Annotated in this window: 29 protein-coding genes; 11 read left to right on the plus strand and 18 right to left on the minus strand. The window is 51.1% G+C overall.

Features of this window, described 5'->3' with window-relative positions; translation table 11 throughout:
• Positions 1 to 110 precede the first annotated feature (110 nt).
• Positions 111 to 329 (plus strand): 3TM-type holin, encoded by a 219-nt coding sequence (locus PYW49_RS00005; RefSeq protein ID WP_320385273.1) that lies wholly within the window; start codon positions 111 to 113, stop codon positions 327 to 329.
• A gap of 24 nt (positions 330 to 353) precedes the next feature.
• On the opposite strand, the gene PYW49_RS00010 is transcribed toward PYW49_RS00005, so the two are convergent.
• From PYW49_RS00010 to PYW49_RS00025, 4 genes are all read right to left on the minus strand, one after another.
• The gene (locus PYW49_RS00010) at positions 354 to 1,316 is read right to left on the minus strand and encodes a hypothetical protein (RefSeq protein WP_320385274.1); all 963 of its coding nucleotides are present in this window, start codon (positions 1,314 to 1,316) and stop codon (positions 354 to 356) included.
• 127 nt (positions 1,317 to 1,443) lie between these two features.
• Positions 1,444 to 2,385, minus strand: a complete 942-nt coding sequence (locus PYW49_RS00015; protein WP_320385275.1) for a hypothetical protein — start codon at positions 2,383 to 2,385, stop codon at positions 1,444 to 1,446.
• Positions 2,386 to 2,507: 122 nt separating this feature from the next.
• Positions 2,508 to 2,717, minus strand: coding sequence for a hypothetical protein (locus PYW49_RS00020; protein WP_131657965.1), 210 nt, complete (start codon positions 2,715 to 2,717; stop codon positions 2,508 to 2,510).
• A 32-nt stretch (positions 2,718 to 2,749) separates the two neighbouring features.
• On the minus strand, positions 2,750 to 2,998 hold the full coding sequence (locus PYW49_RS00025) for a hypothetical protein (RefSeq protein ID WP_320385276.1): 249 nt from the start codon (positions 2,996 to 2,998) through the stop codon (positions 2,750 to 2,752).
• A 45-nt stretch (positions 2,999 to 3,043) separates the two neighbouring features.
• Here PYW49_RS00025 and PYW49_RS00030 point away from each other — a divergent pair, with 45 nt between their 5' ends.
• Positions 3,044 to 3,772, plus strand: a complete 729-nt coding sequence (locus PYW49_RS00030; RefSeq protein WP_320385277.1) for a class I SAM-dependent methyltransferase — start codon at positions 3,044 to 3,046, stop codon at positions 3,770 to 3,772.
• Positions 3,773 to 3,913: 141 nt separating this feature from the next.
• Here PYW49_RS00030 and mdtG read toward each other — a convergent pair whose 3' ends face one another.
• Positions 3,914 to 5,131: a multidrug efflux MFS transporter MdtG gene (mdtG, locus tag PYW49_RS00035; RefSeq protein ID WP_134349808.1), complete on the minus strand. Its 1,218-nt coding sequence runs from the start codon at positions 5,129 to 5,131 to the stop codon at positions 3,914 to 3,916.
• Positions 5,132 to 5,274: 143 nt separating this feature from the next.
• Positions 5,275 to 6,201, minus strand: coding sequence for a Kdo(2)-lipid IV(A) acyltransferase (locus PYW49_RS00040; RefSeq protein ID WP_320385278.1), 927 nt, complete (start codon positions 6,199 to 6,201; stop codon positions 5,275 to 5,277).
• Positions 6,202 to 6,422: 221 nt separating this feature from the next.
• Between PYW49_RS00040 and trhO the strand changes: the two genes are divergently transcribed.
• Positions 6,423 to 7,472 carry an oxygen-dependent tRNA uridine(34) hydroxylase TrhO gene (gene trhO / locus PYW49_RS00045; RefSeq protein ID WP_134349810.1) on the plus strand — a complete coding sequence of 350 codons (1,050 nt, stop codon included), beginning with the start codon at positions 6,423 to 6,425 and terminating at the stop codon, positions 7,470 to 7,472.
• A gap of 41 nt (positions 7,473 to 7,513) precedes the next feature.
• Here trhO and PYW49_RS00050 read toward each other — a convergent pair whose 3' ends face one another.
• The 9 genes from PYW49_RS00050 to mdtH all read right to left on the minus strand — a co-directional run bounded on the left by PYW49_RS00050 (position 7,514) and on the right by mdtH (position 14,186).
• Positions 7,514 to 8,089 carry a YceI family protein gene (locus PYW49_RS00050; protein WP_320385279.1) on the minus strand — a complete coding sequence of 192 codons (576 nt, stop codon included), beginning with the start codon at positions 8,087 to 8,089 and terminating at the stop codon, positions 7,514 to 7,516.
• A 1-nt stretch (position 8,090) separates the two neighbouring features.
• A complete protein-coding gene (locus PYW49_RS00055; RefSeq protein ID WP_134349812.1) occupies positions 8,091 to 8,657 on the minus strand; it encodes a cytochrome b in 567 nt (188 codons plus the stop codon).
• A gap of 208 nt (positions 8,658 to 8,865) precedes the next feature.
• Positions 8,866 to 8,979 (minus strand): YceO family protein, encoded by a 114-nt coding sequence (locus PYW49_RS00060; RefSeq protein WP_320385280.1) that lies wholly within the window; start codon positions 8,977 to 8,979, stop codon positions 8,866 to 8,868.
• 58 nt (positions 8,980 to 9,037) lie between these two features.
• The gene (solA, locus tag PYW49_RS00065; protein WP_320385281.1) at positions 9,038 to 10,156 is read right to left on the minus strand and encodes an N-methyl-L-tryptophan oxidase; all 1,119 of its coding nucleotides are present in this window, start codon (positions 10,154 to 10,156) and stop codon (positions 9,038 to 9,040) included.
• A gap of 115 nt (positions 10,157 to 10,271) precedes the next feature.
• Positions 10,272 to 10,526, minus strand: coding sequence for a biofilm formation regulator BssS (gene bssS / locus PYW49_RS00070; RefSeq protein WP_008500827.1), 255 nt, complete (start codon positions 10,524 to 10,526; stop codon positions 10,272 to 10,274).
• Positions 10,527 to 10,800: 274 nt separating this feature from the next.
• Positions 10,801 to 11,046, minus strand: a complete 246-nt coding sequence (gene dinI, locus PYW49_RS00075) for a DNA damage-inducible protein I (protein ID WP_059311046.1) — start codon at positions 11,044 to 11,046, stop codon at positions 10,801 to 10,803.
• 74 nt (positions 11,047 to 11,120) lie between these two features.
• The gene (gene pyrC, locus PYW49_RS00080) at positions 11,121 to 12,167 is read right to left on the minus strand and encodes a dihydroorotase (protein WP_320385282.1); all 1,047 of its coding nucleotides are present in this window, start codon (positions 12,165 to 12,167) and stop codon (positions 11,121 to 11,123) included.
• Positions 12,168 to 12,293: 126 nt separating this feature from the next.
• The gene (locus tag PYW49_RS00085; protein WP_023311126.1) at positions 12,294 to 12,854 is read right to left on the minus strand and encodes a lipoprotein; all 561 of its coding nucleotides are present in this window, start codon (positions 12,852 to 12,854) and stop codon (positions 12,294 to 12,296) included.
• Between the two features lie 123 nt (positions 12,855 to 12,977).
• On the minus strand, positions 12,978 to 14,186 hold the full coding sequence (gene mdtH / locus PYW49_RS00090) for a multidrug efflux MFS transporter MdtH (RefSeq protein WP_320385283.1): 1,209 nt from the start codon (positions 14,184 to 14,186) through the stop codon (positions 12,978 to 12,980).
• A gap of 236 nt (positions 14,187 to 14,422) precedes the next feature.
• Between mdtH and rimJ the strand changes: the two genes are divergently transcribed.
• The 4 genes from rimJ to murJ all read left to right on the plus strand — a co-directional run bounded on the left by rimJ (position 14,423) and on the right by murJ (position 18,267).
• Positions 14,423 to 15,007 carry a ribosomal protein S5-alanine N-acetyltransferase gene (gene rimJ, locus PYW49_RS00095; protein WP_134349818.1) on the plus strand — a complete coding sequence of 195 codons (585 nt, stop codon included), beginning with the start codon at positions 14,423 to 14,425 and terminating at the stop codon, positions 15,005 to 15,007.
• Between the two features lie 9 nt (positions 15,008 to 15,016).
• On the plus strand, positions 15,017 to 15,676 hold the full coding sequence (locus PYW49_RS00100; protein WP_320385284.1) for a YceH family protein: 660 nt from the start codon (positions 15,017 to 15,019) through the stop codon (positions 15,674 to 15,676).
• Between the two features lie 2 nt (positions 15,677 to 15,678).
• On the plus strand, positions 15,679 to 16,602 hold the full coding sequence (locus tag PYW49_RS00105; RefSeq protein ID WP_320385285.1) for a Gfo/Idh/MocA family protein: 924 nt from the start codon (positions 15,679 to 15,681) through the stop codon (positions 16,600 to 16,602).
• Positions 16,603 to 16,731: 129 nt separating this feature from the next.
• Entirely contained in the window at positions 16,732 to 18,267 is a 1,536-nt protein-coding gene (gene murJ / locus PYW49_RS00110; protein ID WP_134349821.1) for a murein biosynthesis integral membrane protein MurJ, read from the plus strand.
• 59 nt (positions 18,268 to 18,326) lie between these two features.
• Here murJ and flgN read toward each other — a convergent pair whose 3' ends face one another.
• The 3 genes from flgN to flgA all read right to left on the minus strand — a co-directional run bounded on the left by flgN (position 18,327) and on the right by flgA (position 19,803).
• Complete coding sequence (gene flgN / locus PYW49_RS00115) at positions 18,327 to 18,752, minus strand: flagella biosynthesis chaperone FlgN (protein WP_008500818.1); 426 nt, start codon at positions 18,750 to 18,752, stop codon at positions 18,327 to 18,329.
• A gap of 4 nt (positions 18,753 to 18,756) precedes the next feature.
• Positions 18,757 to 19,050, minus strand: coding sequence for a flagellar biosynthesis anti-sigma factor FlgM (gene flgM / locus PYW49_RS00120; protein WP_008500817.1), 294 nt, complete (start codon positions 19,048 to 19,050; stop codon positions 18,757 to 18,759).
• Between the two features lie 93 nt (positions 19,051 to 19,143).
• Positions 19,144 to 19,803, minus strand: a complete 660-nt coding sequence (gene flgA / locus PYW49_RS00125) for a flagellar basal body P-ring formation chaperone FlgA (protein WP_320385286.1) — start codon at positions 19,801 to 19,803, stop codon at positions 19,144 to 19,146.
• Positions 19,804 to 19,960: 157 nt separating this feature from the next.
• Here flgA and flgB point away from each other — a divergent pair, with 157 nt between their 5' ends.
• The 4 genes from flgB to flgE are packed head-to-tail and all read left to right on the plus strand — an operon-like array spanning position 19,961 to position 22,784.
• Complete coding sequence (gene flgB / locus PYW49_RS00130) at positions 19,961 to 20,377, plus strand: flagellar basal body rod protein FlgB (protein ID WP_023311135.1); 417 nt, start codon at positions 19,961 to 19,963, stop codon at positions 20,375 to 20,377.
• A gap of 3 nt (positions 20,378 to 20,380) precedes the next feature.
• Entirely contained in the window at positions 20,381 to 20,785 is a 405-nt protein-coding gene (flgC, locus tag PYW49_RS00135) for a flagellar basal body rod protein FlgC (protein WP_008500814.1), read from the plus strand.
• A gap of 11 nt (positions 20,786 to 20,796) precedes the next feature.
• Positions 20,797 to 21,507 (plus strand): flagellar hook assembly protein FlgD, encoded by a 711-nt coding sequence (gene flgD, locus PYW49_RS00140; RefSeq protein ID WP_134349824.1) that lies wholly within the window; start codon positions 20,797 to 20,799, stop codon positions 21,505 to 21,507.
• A 26-nt stretch (positions 21,508 to 21,533) separates the two neighbouring features.
• Entirely contained in the window at positions 21,534 to 22,784 is a 1,251-nt protein-coding gene (gene flgE / locus PYW49_RS00145) for a flagellar hook protein FlgE (RefSeq protein WP_320385287.1), read from the plus strand.
• Positions 22,785 to 22,789 lie beyond the last annotated feature (5 nt).

The following is a 22,789-nucleotide window of genomic DNA, read 5'->3' on the forward strand; positions in this document are numbered from 1 at the left end:
AAACTCTTCGGGATAACGTTTACCGCTCATGGGCACCTCTCTTTAAGTCATCTTAAATGACTCCGAGGTGTCTGTTAAACCCGTGGCGATTCAAAACGATAGAACAGGAAGTGCAGAAAACAAATGCTGAAGGACAGATAGAAACCAACAAAGAAGAGATCGAAAAGGTTACTTTCCACTGGCGTAATGCTCTTGGATTCGTAATTACATTAATCATTCTTTATAATTGGATCATAGTACCAGTACTGGATGCTTTCGGTATCGTGGTTATTCAAGTACCGTTAGGTCAACTACTACAAGTACTGTTGATCATGATTGGTGGAAACTAAAAAAGCCCCATGCGGGGCTTTTTCTTAATCTATTTTTGTGTTATTGAAAGTATTATGATTAAAATTTTTTGTTTGTCTTTTATTAGCAGAATCTAAAAAATCAACGACTGGTTTTATATATTCTTCCCAGCGGTTTTTATTAAACTTTGAAACTATTCTGTATACCAAGTAAATGGGGTTCTGAGTGAAGCTATAATTATGGTAATATCTGTTTTCTGTTTTTTTCATTAGCTTTTTGAAGTATGTATGATAATTGGTTACACCTTCATTTTCTATGAAATCAATTTCTTTCGCTAGTTTAATGATTTCTTGTGTTTCATCTATTTCTTTGTTGATATCATCAATTTCAAATTGTATCCTTTTTTTAGAATTTTCATCTTTCGCCTTTTCTACCCATTCATTTAATTCATCAATCTTTTTATTGAAAGGGGCCTTTATCATGGCTGTGGAAATCTCATTTACCATGTTTTTTAAATTTAGCTCAGGTTTCCCCTTAATGTTTTTTTTAGATAAAACATTAGTTGGTATTTTAAAGCTGGTTATGCGGCTGCTTATTGAATCAATTATGTCTTGTAATTGTTCAGGAATAAAATCCCCTTCGTATGTCTCTGAGATTACTTGTCTTATTTCATTTTCACTTATATCACCATCAATTACCCCTATTGCCTCTAATACTTTAGAGTTGCCAGATTTTATTAATTCCTCTGAGTAGAGAATCCATCCTGCTAAGGATATAATTATGTTAGACCATGAACCACAGCGTCTGAATTTAAATGAACCGATATTCATACCCTTGCAACTAAGAGCGTTGGTAATTAATTCTTCAGCAACTTTATCCTCACAAAATACAATGACAGAAGGGATTCTGTGTGCTTGAGAAATACCAGACAAAGTAATTTCAAACTTTGTTGAATCACCATGTTTACTTTTGGAGATAATTTGTGACCCAACAATTCCAACATTACTTATTAGTTTGATTGTACTCATGATTCCTTTCTCCTCTCTTAAGTTCAATGAAATTTGTTGTCGATAAGAAAAAATTCATTTGGAAAATGTATTAAGATGATAATACAAGATAGCGACAATTAACTGAATAGTTAATTTATATTTTTAATTATGGCATGGATAATTCAAGTATTGCCCTCTTTTCGATTGCGTATAATTTCACTTGGTTACCATGTAAACTAATAGTTAACGAAATTTTTTCTGAAGGGTTGGATTCTAAAGACGTACTTATTGAGTGTTCATTTAACTCTATTACTTTTGTAAAGTAATCAATATTTCTTTGAACATGCATTAATCTATGTATATCATGGAAACAATCACCATTAGACATTATCCCCATCAGTTGATATACAGTTCCATCTTCCATCTTCCATCTTCCATCTTCCATCTTCCATCTTCCATCTTCCATCTTCCATCTTCCATCTTCCATCTTCCATCTTCCATCTTCCATTTTCAATGAGTAATTACAATGACTTTTTTGCAACGCCAGGCGTTGTTTTGAATCTAAATTATGTCCTGTAATACCTTTTACTTTATAACGTTCTATAGATTCCGGAAGGTATTTATGCAGTTTTTTTATCAGTTTTTCATTAACCCAAACATCCGAATGTCCGCTTCCATGAGGCATGATGTCTATAAGAACTACTGCATTATCAAAAAACATACAAAATAAAACAGGGCCAGTTCGCCTAAAGTATCCTTTCTTATATGGTTCTTCAGAAAGATGTAAGTGATGGATATTCCAACAGTTTAAAAGAAGATCATTATATATGTACTTCGTTGTGCTTAATGAAAGGTGAGGCGTTATAGTTAATCCAAGAGTAAGTTTTCTTTTGAGAGATTCATATGCATTTTCAGTTCCTTCATGCACTTGAATTCCTGGTAGTTCGATTACTATTCTTCTTTTAGCACTTGGTATTCTTCGTTGTAATGCAAAAACAGCCTTTAGATTTTCATTTGTTGTTAAGTCACCATCATATGGAAAGCCAAACTGTTCTAACTGCTCATCAATATATGCTCGAATTCCCATTTCAGGTAAAAAATTAATCATTTCAAATATCCTTTTTAAGAGTGTTTTTTCTGAATGAAATAATTTAATGAATTTAATGTCTCATCCTAAGGGGATTATATTTCACTGTCACGCCCTCTAACATTCTGGGTTGCCTCATGGACTTACCAATTCCAATTGGTTGTAGTTTTTGTTGGTCGGTGGCTTGTGTGTTCAGTACGTGTAGCCGTAAGTACTAACAGTCCTGTTTCCTTTGAGATAATATCATATACTTCGATTTCGGTTTCACCCATGGACCCCTTAGTCCTGCTGCTTTTAAGAATGTAATCATACAGTTCTCTTGGATAATCACGTTCAAACTGTTCTTCTGTCATGTTTCATTCCTCAGTGAAATATATTTGATGAACTATTCACACTTCCAGATCGTATTCTGTACACCACTACCTTTAGGTAGATGTGGGTTCATATTGGCACTATGAACGTATGTTGCCTTTTCCTTTCCATACTGCTGACATGCTTCATTTGCTGTTTTTTGTAAGCTATCTAAACCATACCAACCGTCAGACTGAATACTAACAGTCTTACCATCATTATATTGTACTGCTGCACATCCCGCTAATGCTAACGGGATAAAAATCATTATCAGGGATTTCATTATTATTTCCTAAATACCCGTACAACAACTGTACAAGGGTATTTTATGGCAAGAATTACTAAAAAGGAATCAGCATTACACATTCAGGTTATGGATCTCATCCACTCTGATAAGCAACTCACACAAGACAATAAAGAGTTTATCTTCAATAACTACAAAGGCGATGGTATAGGGGCTACTGGTGCTTTCTTCACACCTGAAATGATCGCATGGGATTTCATACTTGATGCTGGCTGTACTGGTCAGTGTATCGAACTATGTGCGGGTATAGGTCGCCTCAGCTACTACCAGTACTTAAGAAACAACTCAACACACATTACCTGTGTTGAACTCAATCCTGAGTACGTAATGATCGGGAAGAGGGTACTACCAGAGGCAGAATGGATCATTGGTGACGCTCTCCAGTATTCATCAGACCGTTTCTATGATGTTGCCTACGGTAATCCACCATTTGGGAAGATCAACACATCAGAAGCATACACAGGCCGTTATAAGGGTAGTGAGTTTGAATACAAGGTGATTGAACATGCAAGTACCTTATCCTCATATGGGGTATGGATAGTACCTCAGGGTTCAGCAGGGTTTAAGTACTCTGGACATAGGTACTATGACGCTTCAGTACAAACTGCTAAGTATCAGAAGTTCGTGGATGATACGGGGTACACGTTTCAAGCTGGGGTGGGGATTGATACCAGTATCTACAAGGATGAATGGAATGGCACGAAAGTGATTTGTGAGAGCATCTTAGTTGATTATGACGGCACAAATTTATGATGTATTTTACTTTACGCTTCTTCCAGCGTGGCGTACATGGTCATTGGTGTCTCCCTGTTTTCCAGAAGGTTTCAGGGAAAGAATAGCTGAATATAAGATTCTGCAAGTATGAATGCGAAAATAAGCTGTCAGGCGTTCGTCTTATTCCGTCACGGGCCGTAACGCGCGGGATAAACTGAACCACGAATAAATAGCATTGAACAACACGACGCCAGCCGTCACGATAAAGACGGCGCGAAAACCGAAGCTGGCGGAGATCCCTGCCCCGAGCAGCGGTCCGGTGACATTACCGATGTCGCGGAAGGACTGGTTATAGCTGAAGATACGCCCGGCAATCTGGTTTGTGGAGTTGTAGACCAGCAGGGTTTGTACGGCGGGCAGTAACGCCCCGTCGGCGGCGCCCAGCAAAAAGCGCAGAACGCCCAACTGCCATGGGGATTGCACCATCGACATGGGGATAAGCAGCAGGACGGAAATCACCAGCGCACAGATCAGGATTTTTTCCGGACCGACGCGGTCCCCCAGCTTCCCCAGCCTCGGGGCGCTAATCAGCGCTGCCACACCGGGCACGGAGGCAATCAGCCCGCTGATAAATGCAATATTGTTGACGTTACCCGCCAGATCGCGAACGTATAGCGTCAGAATAGGGGCAATCGAACCAGTTGCGACCTGAATAATCAGGGTCGTCACGAACAGGCTCAGCACTAGTCTGGGGTTTTTAAGCGAGGCCAGCACGTCTTTGGCGTGGAGCATCTCTTTTTTGGCGACGGGCGTGAAGTTTTCACGAATGCAGAGCAGGGTGACGATAAAACAGAGGAACAGCACGCTGGCGGTGATAAAGAAGACCGGCCGCAGGCCGTAGTTATCCGCCAGTAATCCACCGGCCAGTGGCCCAAGCAAGGCACCGCTCACGCCACCGGTTGAAAGCGTCCCCAGCGCCCAGCCGCTCTTATGGCGAGGCATTTGCGTGGCGATTAAGGCGTTCGCATTGGGAATAAATCCCCCCAGCAAGCCCAGCAGCGCGCGCAGGATCAGAAACTGCCAGACGTTCTGCGCCACGCCCATCAGCGCCATGATAATCGCCATCCCCAGCGCCGAACGTAGCAGCATGATTTTTCGTCCCTTGCGGTCGGCAAGGCCGCCCCAGAAGGGTGAAGCAATCGCGGAAAAGAGAAACGTGATGCTGAACACCAGACCAGACCACATATTGAGCGCACTGTGACCCGTCACGCCCAGCTGTTCGACGTAGAGCGGCAGGAAAGGCATGACCAGGCTAAACGCCGCGCCAGTAAGAAAACAGCCTAGCCACGCAACCGTGAGGTTACGCTTCCAGTTTATGGGAGCATCTGAGGGTGACATAACATTCCGCATAATGAGGTGCAAGAGCACCTGGAGCATGAAGTAATAAGCCTGCTAATTATGCGCCTGGGTTATGATTGTCGCAATGAGGAGGAGCTTTTAAAGCTAAAACAGTATGCGGCCCTGAGGCCGCATGATGAAAATCAATAGCGGGACGGTGTGCCTTTTGGGCGGGTTTTAAAGCGGCGGTGCAGCCACATATACTGCTGCGGCGCGAGCATGATGCACTTCTCGACAATGCCGTTCATCCAGCGAGCGGTAGTTTCTGCATCTTCAAGCGGCGGCGCGAGTTCCGGCTCCAGCATAATCAGCTCGTAGCCTGAACCATCCGGCTTACGGCGGGGAACAAAAGGCACGATGGCGGCTTTGGACATACGCGCCAGCATCCAGGTGCCGGTCGTTGTAGCGGCTTCTTCAACGGCGAAGAAGGGGACAAATACGCTGGATTGTGGGCCATAGTCATGGTCTGGCGCATACCAGACAACTTCACCGGATTTTAGCGCGCGGATCATACCCTTCAGATCTTTACGGTCGATCATGCTTTTGTTCGAGCGCATGCGGCCGTTGGTCTGGATTAAATCGATGACCGGATTGTCATTAGGACGATAAACGCCAATGCCGGGCGCCTGCATACCAAACATACGTGCCCCAATTTCCAGCGTCAGGAAATGGACGCCGATCAGCAGAACGCCCGTCTGATTGGCCTGCAGCGTATGCACTGGCTCCATGCCGGTTCCCGTCACTTCGCTCCAGCGGGCCATGCGTTTGTCCGGCCAGAACCATGCCATACCGGTTTCCATTAGCCCCATCCCGACGGATTCGAAATTCTTCGTGACCATATCGCGACGCTCTGATTCGCTCATCTGCGGAAAACACAGCTCAAGGTTGCGATACGCTATTCTGGCGCGGCGCTTCATAAATATTTGCGCGAAACGGCCCAGAAATTTACCCAACCGGAAAATAACGGGGTAGGGAAGCTGTACCAGTAGCCATAAAAAGCCGATGCCAAGCCAGGTCAACCAATAGCGGGGATGCAAAAGCGCAGCAGTAAATTTTGGTAACTGGGTCATGTCTTTCCTGTGTTCAAACGTCCTGTCTCGCTAGTGTCTCATTTTTTGAGACGTAGCCAAAATATCTGCCTTCGAAACGTGCACGAATACAGCAATTGTTATGCCTGATAAATCAGGGTGTGTGAAATGTAGCGTAAATTGTGTGGATGTAAATTGGTTTTGTTTGCTATATGATGCCGACCGATTTTTCATTCTCTCTAACGATTCCAGGACTGTACACCATGCCAGTGTTACACAACCGCGTATCGAATGAGATGTTAAGAGCGCGTATGTTGGCTGAAACCGAACCGCGCACAACCATCTCATTCTACAAATACTTCACCATCGACGATCCGCAGGCGACCCGCGATGCGCTTTATCAGGCTTTCACGGCGCTGAACGTCTTCGGACGCGTCTATCTCGCCCGCGAAGGTATCAACGCGCAGATTAGCGTACCGGAAAGCAAAGTGAGCGCTTTCCGTGACTGTCTTTATCAGTTCGACCCGGCCCTCAACGGCTTACGCCTGAACATTGCGCTGGATGATGACGGGAAATCTTTCTGGGTGCTGCGCATGAAGGTGCGTGAACGCATCGTGGCGGACGGTATTGACGATCCTGAGTTTAACGCGGCGGATGTCGGTGAATATCTGAAGGCTGCGGAAGTGAATGCGATGCTGGACGATCCGGATGCCGTGTTCATTGATATGCGTAACCACTATGAATATGAAGTGGGGCATTTCGAGAACGCGATGGAAATCCCGGCCGATACCTTCCGCGAGCAACTGCCTAAAGCGGTTGAGATGATGCAGGAACATAAAGATAAAAAAATCGTTATGTACTGCACCGGCGGTATCCGCTGTGAGAAAGCCAGCGCGTGGATGAAGCACAACGGCTTTAATAAGGTCTGGCACATTGAAGGCGGCATTATTGAGTACGCCCGCCGCGCCCGCGAGCAGGGTTTACCGGTACGATTTATCGGGAAAAACTTTGTCTTTGACGAGCGTATGGGCGAGCGTATTTCCGAAGACGTGATTGCCCACTGCCACCAGTGCGGCGCGCCGTGCGATACCCATACCAACTGCAAAAACGACGGTTGTCATCTGCTGTTCATTCAGTGCCCGGCCTGTGCCGAGAAGTTTAACGGCTGCTGTAGCGAACTGTGCAGCGAAGAGAGCATCCTGCCGGAAGAAGAGCAGCGTCGTCGTCGTGCGGGACGTGAAAACGGCAATAAGATTTTCAATAAATCACGCGGCCGTCTGAATACCAAACTGGGTATCCCTGACCCGGAATAACGATAATACCCGGCACGGTGAACACCTGCCGGGCGCAATGATTACTTCTGCTGAACCCCTTCAACCGAAATAATGAGCTCAACATCCTGAGACGCCGGGCCTAAATCTGTTGTGATATTAAAATCCTTCAGATGAATTTTTCCTGCGGCTTCAAAACCTGCACGTTTACCGCCCCAGGGATCGTCTCCCTGCCCCAGTAATTTAGCCTCAAGGGTGACCGGTTTAGTTACGCCGTTAAGCGTCAGGTTTCCGGTAATATTGAGCTTATCACCGTCTTTCTTCACGTCCGTAGAGGTAAAGGTGGCCTGCGGGAATTTCGACACATTGAGGAATTCTGCACTGCGCAAGTGTTTATCGCGTTCAGCATGGTTCGTGTCGACGCTGTTAGTATTAATGGTCACATTGACTTTATCGGCGGCAGGGTTTTTATCGTCAAAGCTGAACGTGCCGTCAAAATCTTTAAAGGTACCGTACAGCCAGCTATATCCCAGATGCTGAATACGGAAATTGACGAAAGCATGCTGGCCCTCTTTATCAATTTTATAATCAGCCGCCACGGCGGAACCGGTGGTAAATAACAGAGAACCCAGTGCGATACCCAGCAGGTGTTTTTTCATTTTATGCTCCAGAGTCAACGGACGAGCGGCCAAGCATGCGCTTTAGCGTATCGTCTTTATCAATAAAGTGGTGTTTGAGGGCAGCAAGCCCGTGCAGCACAGACAGGATCACGACGCTCCAGGCAAGCCAGAGGTGAATGACTCCTGCGGTGTCAGCCTGAGCGCCCGCATCGCTTAGCGTTGCCGGGATGTCAAAAATACCAAAAACGCTAATCGGCTTACCGTCTGCTGTCGAGATGAGGTAGCCGCTAATCAGGATGGCAAAGAGTAGCGCATAGAGTGCGATATGCGCCGCAACGGCACCCAGGCGGGTCATTTTACTGTGGGTCTTCGGCGCGGCGGGCGGCGGGGAAATATGTCGCCAGATCACGCGAAAAACCAGCCCCAGCATCAGCAGGACACCAATGCTTTTATGTAACTCCGGTGCCTGGTGATACCAGCCATCATAATAGCTAAGCGTGACCATCCAGAGCCCAAGGCCAAACATACCGTAGACGGCAATAGCAAATATCCAGTGCAAACTTATGGATATTATTCCGTAGCGCCGGGAGGAGTTACGCAATTGCATCAGAATGTCCATTTTCAAATTAACCGAAGGGTAAAAATGAACGGGAAGGCGTGATATTGCAACTGAAATAAATGTATATTGATTTTTATTTTATTTATTTCAGCGATTTTGAAAAGGATCGAGAAAGGTAATTCAATGTCTTCGTGCAAGATGAAATTGAGAACTTCAATAAAGCTAAATTAATGTCAATTATTGTCAGTGTGGCTTTTCAATAAAATACAATGTAAAGAAAATCAATAATGACCAGCAGCGCCCACAACAAGATATAGAGCATAAAATGCTCGCGAATATTATTCATAAGAAAGCTAACGATCCTGCGCATATCGCTCCGCAATGCAGTGTGAATGAAACGGGCTCCGACGTCCGAAGCCCGTTGGAGATTATCCGTTAAAACGCGAGAGTGAGAAGGGCGTCAGATCAAACTGCGGCCTGATACCCTGTGCAAACTGCGCGGCGATTTCACCCAGCACGGAAGCAAACTTAAAGCCGTGACCGCTCAGCCCGGTAATTAGCAGGGTGTTGTCATGTCCCGGTAGCGTATCGATGATAAAGTCTTCATCCGGCGTATTGTCGTAGGTACAGGCCGCGCCATACAGTAAGCCACCGACGCCAGGAAGAATGTTACGCAGGAACGAGAAGGCTTCAGAACCATCCTGTGGGAAGGCGCCGAAGGGTTTACGCTCTTCAGGAGAGGAGATAACCTGGCCACCGTTGTGTTTACCGATTTTCAATGCGTCTTTCTCGGAAGGGAAACCGTAGAACTGATCGCCATTCGGTAATTCACCGGTGAAGGCCGGGAATTTATTCTGCGCGCTGTAGCGACCATCCGACTGGAACCAGGAGAAAACCTTGCGCACCGGCTGGATTGGCAGCTCTGGCAGCAGGCGGGTGACCCAGGTTCCTGCGCTCACCAGCAGGCGGGACGCGGAATACTCACCGTCAAGGGTGGTCACCGTAACACCATCAGCGTCATGCGTGATGGCATCCACCGGACAGTTAAACAGCTGCGCGCAGCCAGCTTTTGCGGCAAGGTCGATCCAGGTTTTGATCGCCGTTTCACAATGCAGCACCCCGGAGTTGGCTTCAAAGAGGCCAATATAATCGTCCGGGACGGTAATTTCAGGCCAGCGCGCGGTAATGCCCGCCGCGTCCAGTTTCTCAACCTCAAGATTAAAGGCTGTTGCGCTTCGCTCGACGCCGGCGAGAAAATCAGAGTGGGCCGGGCCAAGATTGATAACCCCGGTACGCTCGAAAATGCGCTCTTCGGTCTGTTTCGCCAGCTCGTCCCATAGCGTCTGGGCGCGAAGCACCAGCGGCACATAGCGCTCACCTTCACCATACGCATGACGTATGAGGCGGGTGTCGCCATGATGGCTACCCTCCGCATGGGGAGGACGATGGGCATCAATCATCAGGACGTTCAGACCTGCCTGTGTCGCGTAATAACCGGCGGCGGAACCCACGGAGCCGCTACCAATAATGATTAAGTCGTATCTCATATGCGTCTCGTAAGCTTACGTTTTGTTAGCAGAGTAATTAACAACGCGGGGTTAGACAAGGGAGAAATAAATAAGGCACCGCGAAGGTGCCTGTTGAGTGAAAAATGGCGTACGGTTAGTGCCGTTTATACTCGTTTTCCTGATAGTCGCCAGATTCTATTTTTGCAATACCTGCCTCTAAAATAGAAATAAACTGACGGGCGACGTCTGTTGTTAGCCACAGCGTCTGTCCAACTTCCGCTTCTTCACGGTTGAGTTGATTCGGGGTCTGGTAGTGCAAACGCAGCATCAGTGCATCGTAGCTATCTACGGTACTGATATCCCAGCCAACAAGTGGATGGGTCTGGATCACTTCACTATTCTTTTCCATTATAACCCCCTTAATGCGTGTTAGAAGACAACGGCTCTGAGGTTCAATGCATGTTTTTCTGAAAGCATCTTCAGTATATCAAGTAATAAGGGTTCCGAAGGGAAAAATAAACAGGTGGCAACACATTTTTCTGCTTTTTAGGATTGTTCGAACAATAAAACACCATCTCGTTCACGATTCTTAAAGAAGATGCCGAATTAATTTGAACTTCCAGAATTTTTAGACGAAAAAAAGCCGGGGCGACCCGGCAAAAAAACACAATGAGGGAGCAGTGTTAATCTGTGATGAACCAGTCGTCAGCGCTTTCCCACGTTTCCTGCAGGATCTCGCTGATGCGATCTTTATCTTCTTTCGCAGCGCCAATGACGGAGAGGTTGTTCGCCGCGGCGTAACGCACCGTTACGGCACCCGCGTTGTCGGGAAAAGTGTTGTTAATACGACGGGATAATTCGCCTGCCAGTGCATCAAGCGCGCCGGCAGGCAGAATAGTTGTTTTGGCTATGGTGACTTCAATACGCATAAATGCCCCCTGTGTAATATACTGTTTATTTATACAGGTATGTTATCGGTTTGACAACAAGGGGCATTGATTTTTTAACGTTTTACCGTCCAGTTTACGGTTTCGCCCGCCAGGAATGGGATCAGGGTATCATCCGTCAGCGCAATGGACTCCTCAACGTGGCTCGTTTTACGCTCCAGTTCGATGAAGGTGTCATTGATCGGTAAGCCGTAAAAACGCGGGCCGTTAAGGGAGCAGAACGCTTCTAAATGTTCCAGAGCATTCATCTCTTCAAATACGGTCGCGTAGCTGGCAAGTGCCGTTGGGGCGTTGAAGCAGCCTGCGCAGCCGCAGCTCGCCTCTTTACGATGGCGGGCATGAGGCGCGGAATCGGTGCCAAGGAACGCGCGGGAGAACCCACTGGCAACCAGCTCGCGCAGCGCCTGCTGGTGGATGTTGCGCTTAAGGATTGGCAGGCAGTACAGGTGAGGACGTACCCCTCCCACCAGCATGTGGTTACGGTTAAACATTAGGTGCTGCGGCGTAATGGTGGCGGCGATAAGTTCGTTGCCGTCACGCACGTACTCTGCTGCGTCTTTGGTGGTGATATGCTCAAAGACCACTTTAAGCGCAGGCAGACGCTGGCGCAGAGGCTCCATCACGGTTTCGATAAAACGGGCTTCACGGTCGAAGATGTCAATCTCGGCATGCGTCACTTCACCATGGACCAGCAGCGGCATGCCCAGTTTTTGCATGCGCTCCAGTACCGGCATGATGGCATCAATACTGGTGACGCCGTGGCTGGAGTTGGTGGTGGCATTCGCCGGGTAGAGTTTCGCCGCCGTAAATACGCCTTCGTTAAAACCGCGCTCCACTTCGTTCGGGTCCAGTGAGTCGGTCAGATAGCAGGTCATGAGTGGGGTAAAATCATGCCCAGCGGGAACGGCATCAAGGATGCGCTGGCGGTAGGCAATCGCGGCATCGACGGTGGTGACTGGTGGAACCAGGTTAGGCATAACAATCGCGCGGCCATAAATTTCGCTGGTATAAGGCACGACGGTTTTAAGCATATCGCCATCACGCAGATGGATATGCCAGTCGTCAGGGCGGCGGATTTTAAGAACCTGGGGTTGTGCAGTCATGGAAGCTCCGGCTTGTCAGGAATCAGTCATAAGGATGGCTGTTTTTGCCGGACACAAATCATAAGCGGAAACGTTTTCGTTTGCACACTTTTCTGTAAAAAAAAGGGCGCCGCAGCGCCCTTCAGGTTAATCGGTGAAAGGAATGATAATTTCTCCCGGTTTCACCTCTATCCCTTTTGCGTATTTTTTCGCCAGGGCTTCACCCTTGCTTTTGTCTTCACTTAAGACGTATGCGGGCTGCTGATTAAAGTAATTACGTAGCGACTGGTTCAGATAGGGCATCAGGGTTTGCAGAACCGGCGCCATCTTGTCCGGAGAAACCTGCGCATCGACGACTTCCATTTCCTGCAGGAAAATTGCCCCTTTCTCTTTGTTGAAAACGGGCAGGGCCTTCAGCTTGAGCTTGATGTTGGCTTTCTGATTACCAAAGAGGGATGACATATCGAGGTCCGCATCGCCTGCCAGGGTGACTTTGTTCGGCTCTTCCCGTCCAATCTGACTGGTCAGATTCGTGAGCACGATATGCGCGTCCGCAAGCCCCGGCACGCCAATGTCTTTAGAAAAGTTATTATGTTTTTCCAGCGCCTGATTTATTTCCTGTTCACTGACGGTATATTGCGTGAGCTGGTTACAGCCAACCAGCAGTCCGCTGACAACTAATGCAGCGGCAAAGACAATTTTCTTCATAGTGTTCCTCAACGAAAAATCGGCGCTTCTGTCCTGTTACGCCAGTATGTCAGTGTGAAATGGCATAAACCAGCAGAAAAAACTGAGAAGTGGGGCGGGAGAGGTTCCCGCCCGAGGGAAAGGTTATGCGCCTGGCTCAAGCATGCCGCTCGCACTGCGCTTCTGGCTGAACTGCCACCACAGGGCAAGGAGCGTCATAAAGCCCACTGCGCCGAGCATCATCCAGGGGAGTTCGGGTTGATGTAACGCTTTACCGGCATCAAATAACCAGCCGCCGCCGGCGTAACCTAACGCGCCGCCGAGGGCCAGTCCCAGCCGGCTGAATCCCATATAGCTGCCGCGCGCGCGCGCATCCGCAAGCGAAGCGCTCAGCGTTTCACGGGCAGGTTCGGCGATGATGGATCCAATATAGAACGTGCAAATCAGCGTAAACAGCTGCTGAAGAGAGTTCACCAGACCGATCGGCATCATGCTCAGCGTCATCAGGAACAGGCCGGCCATCAGGCGATGTTCCAGACGAAAGCGCCGTTCGCTCCAGCGGGCAATCGGATAGAGCAGCGTCAGGGAAAGCGCGGCTTCAATGGCATACATCCACTTAACGGCAGCAGGGGTACCCGCAATGTCGTTAACCATGATCGGCAGCATCAGCATGACCTGCACAGCAAGCATGTAATACCCCGTCAGGGTCAGTACATAGGTGACAAAACGCCTGTCGCGCAGGACGCGACCAAGCCCTTCCCGGACCGGTGCTTTAACCGTCGACAGTTTCCACGCCGGCAGGAACAGGCCATTAAAAAGTGCGCACAGGATAAAGAGCACCGCGCCAGCCGCACAGACCAGACGGAAGTCATACTGCAGCAGCCAGCTTCCCAGCAGCGCGCCGACAACGGCCCCGGCACTGTCCTGCATCATCAGAATGGAGAAGAAACGGCCGCGCTGCTGTGGGCGAATAAGCTTCACCACCAGCGCGGTGCGCGGCGGATCGAACAGGGTGCCTCCGATACCGGAGAGGAAGCAGGAGAACCAGAGCAGCCAGGGCTCCTGGGCAATCGCCATCGTGGCAAAGCCTGCCGCGCGGAGCAGCATGCCGGTGACGATCATCGGTTTAGCGCCAAAGCGGTCAGCGATGGCACCGCCAAATACGCCCAGGCCTTGCTGAACAAACTGGCGTAGCCCCAGCGCGATACCGACCATCAGCGCCGCCCAGCCCATTTGATCAACGAAGCGAATCGAGATGAGGGGGAACACGACAAAAAAGCCGAGCACGACCAGCATGTTATCGACGAGCAGGAAATATTTACCCAGGCTCCTGGCCTGTGATACGCGGGACATTTTCCCTCCAGGGAAAATAAGATGGTGAGCACGCTAACATTCTGCGGTGTCACTGCGTATTTTCCCACCCCTGCACGTGACAATATTTTTTTATCAAAAGCGCGCTTTGATAGAGAGTTCTCATCGAAAAATGTGAAAAGCGGGCAAAATGGTATGTCACTGTTTTCACAGACGGCACAGGCGCAGGTATAGTAAAGCTAATGGGTAAGCAGAAGTCACGGGAAGGAGTGGTATCGATGTTTGGCTATCGCAGCAATGTGCCAAAAGTGCGTCTGACAACGGACAGGCTGGTCGTTCGTCTGGTGCATGAGCGTGATGCCTGGCGTCTGGCGGATTATTACGCCGAGAATCGCCAGTTTTTAAAACCCTGGGAACCCGTTCGGGATGAGAGCCATTGTTACCCTTCCGGCTGGCAGGCGCGCCTCAGCATGATTACGGAATTTCACAAGCAGGGCAGTGCGTTTTATTTCGCGCTGCTGGATCCTGAAGAGAAAGAGATTATCGGGATAGCCAATTTTTCAAACGTGGTGCGCGGATCGTTTCACGCCTGTTACCTGGGCTACTCCATTGGCCAGAAATGGCAGGGGCAGGGGCTGATGTTTGAGGCGCTAACGGTGGCGATCCGTTATATGCAACGCACGCAGCATATCCATCGCATTATGGCGAACTATATGCCACATAATCAGCGTAGCGGGAATTTGCTGGCGCGTTTAGGGTTCGAGAAAGAGGGCTATGCCAAAGACTATCTGCTGATAGACGGAGAGTGGCGCGACCACGTTCTGACGGCATTAACCACCCGGGACTGGACTGCAGGTCGTTAAGGAGAAGAGATGAAGTATCAGCTAAACGGAACAGAAGCGCGCGTGATTGGGTGCTTACTCGAAAAACAGGTCACCACGCCGGAGCAGTATCCGCTCTCCGTCAACGCCGTGACCATGGCTTGTAACCAGAAGACCAACCGCGAGCCGGTGATGAACCTTAGCGAACATGACGTTCAGGACGTGCTGGATGCGCTGGTAAAACGCCACTATCTGCGCACCGTCAGCGGCTTCGGAAACCGCGTGACCAAATACGAACAGCGCTTTTGTAACTCCGAATTTGGCGACCTGAGGCTGAGCAGTGCAGAAGTGGCGGTCATCACCACGCTGTTGCTGCGTGGGGCGCAGACGCCGGGGGAGCTGCGAACGCGCGCTTCCCGCATGCATGAGTTCAGCGATATGCAGGAGGTCGAGCAGACCCTGGAAGGTCTGGCTTCTCGTGAGGATGGCCCTTACGTGGTGCGTCTGGCGCGCGAGCCGGGCAAACGTGAAAGCCGCTATATGCATCTGTTCAGCGGCGACGTTGATACCGCGACCGTGGCGAGTGACCCTGCCAATGCTGAATCTTCAGCAACCAACGACAGCCTTGCCGCGCGCGTAGAGACGCTGGAAGAAGAAGTCGCCGGGCTGAAACAGCGTCTGGATGCGTTGCTGGCACACCTGGGAGACTAACAGTGAAAAAATTACGTGTAGGCGTAGTGGGGCTGGGCGGTATCGCGCAAAAAGCCTGGCTACCGGTATTAGGTGCGGCGACCGACTGGACGCTTCAGGGGGCATGGTCACCCACCCGGGAAAAGGCAGAGCGTATCTGCGAAACCTGGCGCATTCCTTATGCCGCCTCCCTGCAGGATCTGGCCCGCGAGTGCGATGCGGTGTTCGTTCATACCTCAACGGCAACCCACTATCAGGTGGTGAGCGAGCTGCTCAATGCGGGTGTCCACGTCTGTGTGGATAAGCCGCTGGCTGAAAATGTGCAGGACGCAGAACGGCTGATTGAGCTGGCAGCACGTAAAAACCTGACACTGATGGTCGGTTTCAACCGTCGCTTCGCACCGCTTTACCAGCAGCTGAAGACGCAGTCCGGCAGTCTAGCCTCGCTGCGCATGGATAAGCACCGCACCGACAGCATTGGGCCGAACGATTTGCGCTTCACGCTGCTGGATGACTATCTGCACGTTGTGGATACGGCGCTGTGGCTCGCCGGCGGCAATGCGCAGTTGCAAAGCGGGACGCTCCTGACGAACGAACAGGGTGAGATGGTCTATGCCGAACATCACTTCGCGATTGACCATCTGCAGATTACGACCAGCATGCATCGTCGCGCGGGCAGCCAGCGCGAGTGCGTCCAGGCCGTCACCGACGGCGGGCTGTACGACATTACCGACATGAGGGCGTGGCGCGAGGAGAAGGGGAACGGTGTGGTGACGCTCCCGGCCCCCGGCTGGCAGAGTACCCTGGAGCAGCGCGGTTTCGCAGGCTGCGCCCGCCACTTTATCACCTGTGTGCAAAATCAGACGGTTCCTGAAACGTCCGGCGAACAGGCCATTATGGCGCAGCGCATTGTGGAACGGCTCTGGCGCGAAGCCATGAGTGAATAACTCGCTGTAACATCTGCGGATAGTAATTCGTTGAAATCCGGTTAGACTAAGCGCCGCTTGTTGGCTTTGCCGGGTGGCGCTTAGGCTTACCCGGTCTACAAATCCGTATGGTTCTGGAAATTCACGTTAATGAACTTATTAAAATCGCTGGCAGCCGTCAGCTCGATGACCATGTTCTCTCGCGTACTGGGTTTTGCGCGTGATGCGATTGTGGCAAGGGTCTTTGGTGCAGGGATGGCAACGGACGCCTTTTTCGTCGCGTTTAAATTGCCGAATCTGCTGCGTCGTATATTTGCTGAAGGGGCGTTTTCCCAGGCGTTCGTCCCCATCCTGGCGGAATATAAAAGCAAGCAGGGCGAAGACGCGACGCGCGTATTTGTGTCGTATGTCTCCGGATTGCTGACGCTGGCTCTGGCGGTGGTGACCGTCATCGGGATGCTGGCCGCGCCCTGGGTGATTATGGTGACTGCACCCGGTTTTGCCGATACGGCAGATAAATTTGCCCTGACCTCGCAGCTTCTGCGTATTACCTTCCCCTATATTTTGCTGATCTCGCTAGCCTCGCTGGTGGGGGCGATCCTGAACACCTGGAACCGCTTCTCTGTCCCGGCGTTTGCGCCGACGTTTCTCAACGTCAGCATGATCGGTTTTGCCCTGTTCGCCGCGCCGCATTTCAACCCGCCGGTGCTGGCGCTGGCCTGGGCGGTTACCGTGGGCGGTGTGCTGCAGCTGGCCTATCAGCTGCCGCATCTGAAAAAAATTGGCATGCTGGTGCTGCCGCGCATCAATCTCAAAGATGCCGGGGCGATGCGCGTCATTAAGCAGATGGGCCCCGCCATTCTTGGCGTCTCCGTCAGCCAGATCTCGCTTATCATCAACACTATCTTTGCCTCTTTCCTCGTGTCCGGCTCGGTTTCCTGGATGTACTACGCCGACCGTCTGATGGAGTTTCCGTCCGGGGTGCTGGGCGTGGCGCTGGGGACCATCCTGCTGCCGTCGCTGTCGAAAAGTTTTGCCAGCGGCAATCATGATGAATATTGCCGCCTGATGGACTGGGGATTGCGTCTCTGCTTCCTGCTGGCCCTGCCAAGCGCGGTGGCGCTGGGTATCCTGGCTAAACCGCTAACGGTGTCGCTATTCCAGTACGGGAAATTCACCGCCTTTGATGCTGCCATGACCCAGCGCGCGCTGATTGCCTACTCGGTCGGATTGATGGGGCTGATCGTCGTCAAGGTGCTGGCGCCGGGCTTCTACTCGCGTCAGAACATCAAAACGCCGGTGAAAATTGCCATTGTGACGCTGATTATGACGCAGCTGATGAACCTTGCGTTTATTGGTCCGCTGAAGCATGCAGGCCTGTCATTATCGATTGGTCTGGCGGCCTGTCTGAACGCCGGGCTGCTGTACTGGCAACTGCGCAAGCAGGATATCTTCACGCCGCAGCCGGGCTGGGGGAGTTTCCTCGTGCGTCTCATCGTTGCGGTACTGGTGATGTCTGCCGCGTTACTTGGCATGCTGTACGTGATGCCGGAGTGGTCCCAGGGCACGATGCCCTACCGTCTGATGCGGCTGATGGCCGTGGTGGGCGTCGGTGTGGTGGCTTACTTTGCCACGCTCGCCGTGTTGGGTTTCAAAGTGAAAGAGTTTGCCCGCCGTACGGCATAAACGCCAAAAGGGGAGTTCACCTTATGGTGCTCCCCGCTGCATGATTTGTCGCTTATGCTTCAAATCGAAATCTTTTTAACACCCGCAATACGCGCAGTCGCTGTCTGACCATCCGCACCGTACAGTCCGGTTTCTTTATGCGGTTTCAATACCTCAAGCGCCTGCTGATTACGCTCAATCTGACCTTCCAGTAGCCAGCCGTTGTGCTGGTTAAGATCGCGCAGGTGCTGGGTTTTTTCAGTAATGGTCTGCCAGCGCTCAATAATATCGTCATTGGCGCTGCGCTTAGGATCTTGCTCAGCGCGGCGCTGCTGCTCCAGATAATCCAGCGTCGCCAGAAGCGAACTTTTATCTTCAGTAATACGCTGCAACGCGCTGCCGTTAATGTGACCGGAAGAGAGATGCTGTTGTTCAGCGTCCATTACCGTTTTCAGGTCGTTCAGAACAACCGTCATTTGATCCAGTATTTCTGACAGTCGACTCATACGGTTAGTTACTCTGTAAGAAACTCTGTGCTTCCTGAATCAGGGCATCAGCGATCTTGCTGGTATCCATTTTCAGTTCACCGTTACGAATAGCCGTTTTCAGCGCTTCAACACGTTCCATATTGATATCGTTGCTGCCTGGCTGCATCAGTTTTGCCTGAGCGTCGCTCAGGGTTACGCTGGTGCTGTTGGACGTTGACGGTTTTTCCAGACGCGTTTTCTGCGCCGTAGCGTCATTCGTTTCGCGAGGTTGTACAGCGCTTACCGGCTTCAGGGCTGATGTACGATCAATGCTCATAGTGTTGTCCTCATCGAGGGTTCGCGGCGTTTGCGCCTGACATCATCATTAGTGGAATATTTATCGGCACGCGCCGCGAAATCTTTAAAAAGATTATAGGTTAATCAGAATATTCCCATCAGAGTCGACGGTTCCGCTCACCACCTGGCCTGAGGACATTCTGACGCGGGCGTTTTGCGCCACCGCGGCATTGTTTAACGCTTTCCCTTCACTGTTAATGCTAAAGCCCTCTCCGCTGGCTACGACCATCACCTGTTGACCCGCCTTTACCCGCCATGCCTGACGCAGCATCGAGAGCTGTATTGGCTGGCCGGGTGCGACATCGCGCAGGCTGACGGCATCCTGCGCCTGATTCATTTCCAGCATGGTTCGTGGAGGCAGCTGATCCAGACGCCCGCGCTTCAGCGTCACGCTATTTTCCTGCAGCACACTGCCGCGCGCAATGGGCACGGCGGCGACAACATAATTGCCCGTCGCCTGAACTGCAACCTGTAAATAGCGCTTTTCGTTGGCGCAGCGTGCAAGCACGTTCACATTTCCCCACAGCCTGGTGGTCCCCGTCACGCTGAATGACGGCTGGTCACACGTGGGGTACAGATTCGGTGGTGTGCGCACGGTAACGTTAACGTCATCGCTGAAGCCTGCCAGTTTTTCAGCAAAAAAAGCCGTTAATTGATCCTGTAAACCTTCAGCCTGCACCAGAGGGCTAAACAGCAAGAAAGTCGCCACCAGGCCACGTTTTAACGTTTGCATCGCAAGTTCCACCGTTTCCAGAATTGAATGAATTCTACCTGCAGTGGTTTTGCATCAACGGAATAAATAGCGACGCATTTTGCGCTTATTCCGTCGATAGGGGAGACCGGGTGAGATTTAAGCTGTGAACTGAAATTTTGCCATCAGCGGAGGAGACATGCTCGATAAACTCGACGCCGCGTTACGTTTTCAGCAGGAAGCGCTCAATTTACGCGCCCAGCGGCAGGAGATTTTAGCCGCCAACATCGCTAACGCCGATACCCCGGGGTTTCAGGCGCGCGATATTGATTTTTCCAGTGAACTCAAAAAGGTGATGGAGCGTGGACGTGCCGAAGGAACGGGTGTTGCACTTGCCATGACATCCTCTCGCCATATTCCTGCTCAGGCGATGACTGCGCCAGCGACCGATTTACTTTATCGCATTCCCGATCAGCCCTCACTCGACGGTAATACCGTGGATATGGACCGGGAGCGTACACAGTTTGCCGACAACAGCCTGAAATACCAGACGGGCCTGACCGTACTCGGCGGACAAATCAAAGGCATGATGAACGTCCTGCAGGGGGGCAACTGATAGATGGCCTTGCTGAATATTTTTGATATCGCCGGTTCGGCGTTAACCGCTCAGTCCAAACGTCTGAACGTGGCTGCCAGTAACCTGGCGAACGCCGACAGCGTGACCGGACCAGACGGACAGCCTTATCGTGCCAAACAGGTAGTCTTTCAGGTCGATGCTGCGCCAGGTGCGGCGACGGGCGGCGTGAAGGTGTCTGATGTGGTAGAGAGCCAGGCGCCGGACAGGCTGGTGTATGAGCCAGGTAACCCGCTCGCGGATGCCAGCGGATACGTGAAAATGCCAAACGTGGATGTGGTGGGTGAGATGGTGAACTCCATGTCGGCTTCACGTAGCTACCAGGCCAACGTCGAAGTGCTTAATACCGTGAAGAGCATGATGCTCAAAACACTCACTCTCGGCCAGTAAAGGAGACATGCATGTCCATCGCCGTAAATGTGAATGATCCTACGAACTCGGGTGTTAATAACACGAAAAGTTCGACAGGTTCTAACTCCCTGACGGGGAGTAACGCCTCCGATCTTCAGGGCAGCTTTCTGACGCTGCTGGTGGCTCAGCTTAAGAACCAGGATCCTACTAACCCAATGCAGAACAACGAACTGACCACGCAGCTTGCGCAGATCAGTACCGTGAGCGGCATTGAGAAACTGAACACCACCCTCGGTTCCGTCTCTGGACAGATTAACAGTGCCCAGTCTCTGCAGGCGGCAAGCCTGATTGGTCACGGGGTGATGATCCCGGGTACCACCATCCTGGCAGGCACCAGCACCACTGATGGCAACGCCACCACGACCACCACGCCGTTTGGCGTTGAACTGCAGCAGCCGGCGGAGAAAGTCACTGCGACCATTACCGATGGCAACGGCACGGTAGTACGCACCATTGATATCGGTGAACTGAAGGCGGGCGTTCACACCTTTACCTGGGATGGCACCCTGACCGACGGCACCAAAGCGCCGAACGGTTCCTACAAAGTGGCAATCAGCGCCAGCAACGGGACAACCCAGCTGGTGGCACAGCCGCTGCAGTTCGCGCTGGTCCAGGGCGTGATTAAAGGTAGCGACGGCAACAAACTGGATTTGGGTACCTCTGGTACCACCACACTCGACGAAGTTCGGCAGATTATCTAAGCCTTAACACTTATCAGGAGTAAGTCATGGCCTTTTCTCAAGCGGTCAGCGGCCTGAATGCTGCGGCCACCAACCTGGACGTCATTGGCAACAACATCGCCAACTCCGCGACCTATGGTTTTAAATCCGGTTCTGCTTCCTTTGCAGACATGTTTGCCGGTTCCAAAGTCGGCCTCGGCGTGAAGGTCGCAGGCATCACTCAGGACTTTACCGATGGTACCACCACCAATACCGGTCGTGGTCTGGACGTTGCCATTAGCCAGAACGGTTTCTTCCGTATGGTCGATTCCAACGGTTCTGTGTTCTACAGCCGTAACGGCCAGTTCAAGCTGGACGAAAACCGTACGCTGGTAAACATGCAGGGTATGCAGTTGACGGGCTACCCGGTAGCAGGAACGCCTCCAACGGTTCAGACCGGTGCGAACCCTCAGGCTATCACTATTCCGAATACGCTGATGTCGGCGAAAGCCACCACCACCGCGACGCAGCAGATCAACCTCAACTCAACCGACCCTGTTCAAACTGCCCCGTTCGATGCGACGAACCCGGATACCTATAACAAAAAAGGTACCGTGACCGTCTTCGACAGCCAGGGTAACGCCCATAACATGTATGTCTACTACGTTAAGACAGCCAACAATAAATGGGATCTTTACACTCAGGACGGCAGCGTAGCAGGTTCTACAGCGACGAAAGCGGCGCAGATGAACTACGATGCGAACGGTAACCTGGCGGGTGTCTATAACTACGACGCTGCGGGTGTCCTGAGCGGAACCCCAAACGCCACGCCGGCCATTAATATCACCACCGGCTCTGTCGGCGGTGCGACGGCGGCGACCTTCTCCCTGAGCTTCCAGAACTCCATGCAGCAGAACACCGGCGCGAACAGCGTTGTGGCAACCAATCAGAACGGCTACAAGCCTGGCGATCTGGTGAGCTACCAGATCAACGACGATGGCACCGTAGTGGGAAGCTACTCTAACGAACAGTCTCAGGTTTTGGGCCAGATCGTGCTTGCAAACTTCGCCAACAACGAAGGCCTGAAATCGGAAGGCGATAACGTCTGGTCTGCCTCTCAGTCCTCCGGCGTGGCGCTGCTGGGCACGGCAGGCACCGGTAACTTCGGCAAGCTGACTAACGGCGCGCTGGAAGCCTCCAACGTGGATATGAGTAAAGAACTGGTGAACATGATCGTCGCGCAGCGTAACTATCAGTCTAACGCGCAGACCATCAAAACCCAGGACCAGATCCTCAACACGCTGGTTAACCTGCGTTAAGCGGC

The organism is Enterobacter chinensis (genome assembly GCF_034008295.1).
Classification (GTDB): domain Bacteria; phylum Pseudomonadota; class Gammaproteobacteria; order Enterobacterales; family Enterobacteriaceae; genus Enterobacter; species Enterobacter chinensis.

Bases quoted from the DNA above. Each gene is read 5' to 3' on its own strand.
- PYW49_RS00010 (WP_320385274.1), bottom strand. From the start codon at position 1,316: ATGAGTACAATCAAACTAATAAGTAATGTTGGAATTGTTGGGTCACAA.
- PYW49_RS00015 (WP_320385275.1), bottom strand. From the start codon at position 2,385: ATGATTAATTTTTTACCTGAAATGGGAATTCGAGCATATATTGATGAG.
- PYW49_RS00020 (WP_131657965.1), bottom strand. From the start codon at position 2,717: ATGACAGAAGAACAGTTTGAACGTGATTATCCAAGAGAACTGTATGAT.
- PYW49_RS00025 (WP_320385276.1), bottom strand. From the start codon at position 2,998: ATGAAATCCCTGATAATGATTTTTATCCCGTTAGCATTAGCGGGATGT.
- PYW49_RS00030 (WP_320385277.1), top strand. From the start codon at position 3,044: ATGGCAAGAATTACTAAAAAGGAATCAGCATTACACATTCAGGTTATG.
- mdtG (WP_134349808.1), bottom strand. From the start codon at position 5,131: ATGTCACCCTCAGATGCTCCCATAAACTGGAAGCGTAACCTCACGGTT.
- PYW49_RS00040 (WP_320385278.1), bottom strand. From the start codon at position 6,201: ATGACCCAGTTACCAAAATTTACTGCTGCGCTTTTGCATCCCCGCTAT.
- trhO (WP_134349810.1), top strand. From the start codon at position 6,423: ATGCCAGTGTTACACAACCGCGTATCGAATGAGATGTTAAGAGCGCGT.
- PYW49_RS00050 (WP_320385279.1), bottom strand. From the start codon at position 8,089: ATGAAAAAACACCTGCTGGGTATCGCACTGGGTTCTCTGTTATTTACC.
- PYW49_RS00055 (WP_134349812.1), bottom strand. From the start codon at position 8,657: ATGCAATTGCGTAACTCCTCCCGGCGCTACGGAATAATATCCATAAGT.
- PYW49_RS00060 (WP_320385280.1), bottom strand. From the start codon at position 8,979: ATGCGCAGGATCGTTAGCTTTCTTATGAATAATATTCGCGAGCATTTT.
- solA (WP_320385281.1), bottom strand. From the start codon at position 10,156: ATGAGATACGACTTAATCATTATTGGTAGCGGCTCCGTGGGTTCCGCC.
- bssS (WP_008500827.1), bottom strand. From the start codon at position 10,526: ATGGAAAAGAATAGTGAAGTGATCCAGACCCATCCACTTGTTGGCTGG.
- dinI (WP_059311046.1), bottom strand. From the start codon at position 11,046: ATGCGTATTGAAGTCACCATAGCCAAAACAACTATTCTGCCTGCCGGC.
- pyrC (WP_320385282.1), bottom strand. From the start codon at position 12,167: ATGACTGCACAACCCCAGGTTCTTAAAATCCGCCGCCCTGACGACTGG.
- PYW49_RS00085 (WP_023311126.1), bottom strand. From the start codon at position 12,854: ATGAAGAAAATTGTCTTTGCCGCTGCATTAGTTGTCAGCGGACTGCTG.
- mdtH (WP_320385283.1), bottom strand. From the start codon at position 14,186: ATGTCCCGCGTATCACAGGCCAGGAGCCTGGGTAAATATTTCCTGCTC.
- rimJ (WP_134349818.1), top strand. From the start codon at position 14,423: ATGTTTGGCTATCGCAGCAATGTGCCAAAAGTGCGTCTGACAACGGAC.
- PYW49_RS00100 (WP_320385284.1), top strand. From the start codon at position 15,017: ATGAAGTATCAGCTAAACGGAACAGAAGCGCGCGTGATTGGGTGCTTA.
- murJ (WP_134349821.1), top strand. From the start codon at position 16,732: ATGAACTTATTAAAATCGCTGGCAGCCGTCAGCTCGATGACCATGTTC.
- flgN (WP_008500818.1), bottom strand. From the start codon at position 18,752: ATGAGTCGACTGTCAGAAATACTGGATCAAATGACGGTTGTTCTGAAC.
- flgM (WP_008500817.1), bottom strand. From the start codon at position 19,050: ATGAGCATTGATCGTACATCAGCCCTGAAGCCGGTAAGCGCTGTACAA.
- flgA (WP_320385286.1), bottom strand. From the start codon at position 19,803: ATGCAAACGTTAAAACGTGGCCTGGTGGCGACTTTCTTGCTGTTTAGC.
- flgB (WP_023311135.1), top strand. From the start codon at position 19,961: ATGCTCGATAAACTCGACGCCGCGTTACGTTTTCAGCAGGAAGCGCTC.
- flgC (WP_008500814.1), top strand. From the start codon at position 20,381: ATGGCCTTGCTGAATATTTTTGATATCGCCGGTTCGGCGTTAACCGCT.
- flgD (WP_134349824.1), top strand. From the start codon at position 20,797: ATGTCCATCGCCGTAAATGTGAATGATCCTACGAACTCGGGTGTTAAT.
- flgE (WP_320385287.1), top strand. From the start codon at position 21,534: ATGGCCTTTTCTCAAGCGGTCAGCGGCCTGAATGCTGCGGCCACCAAC.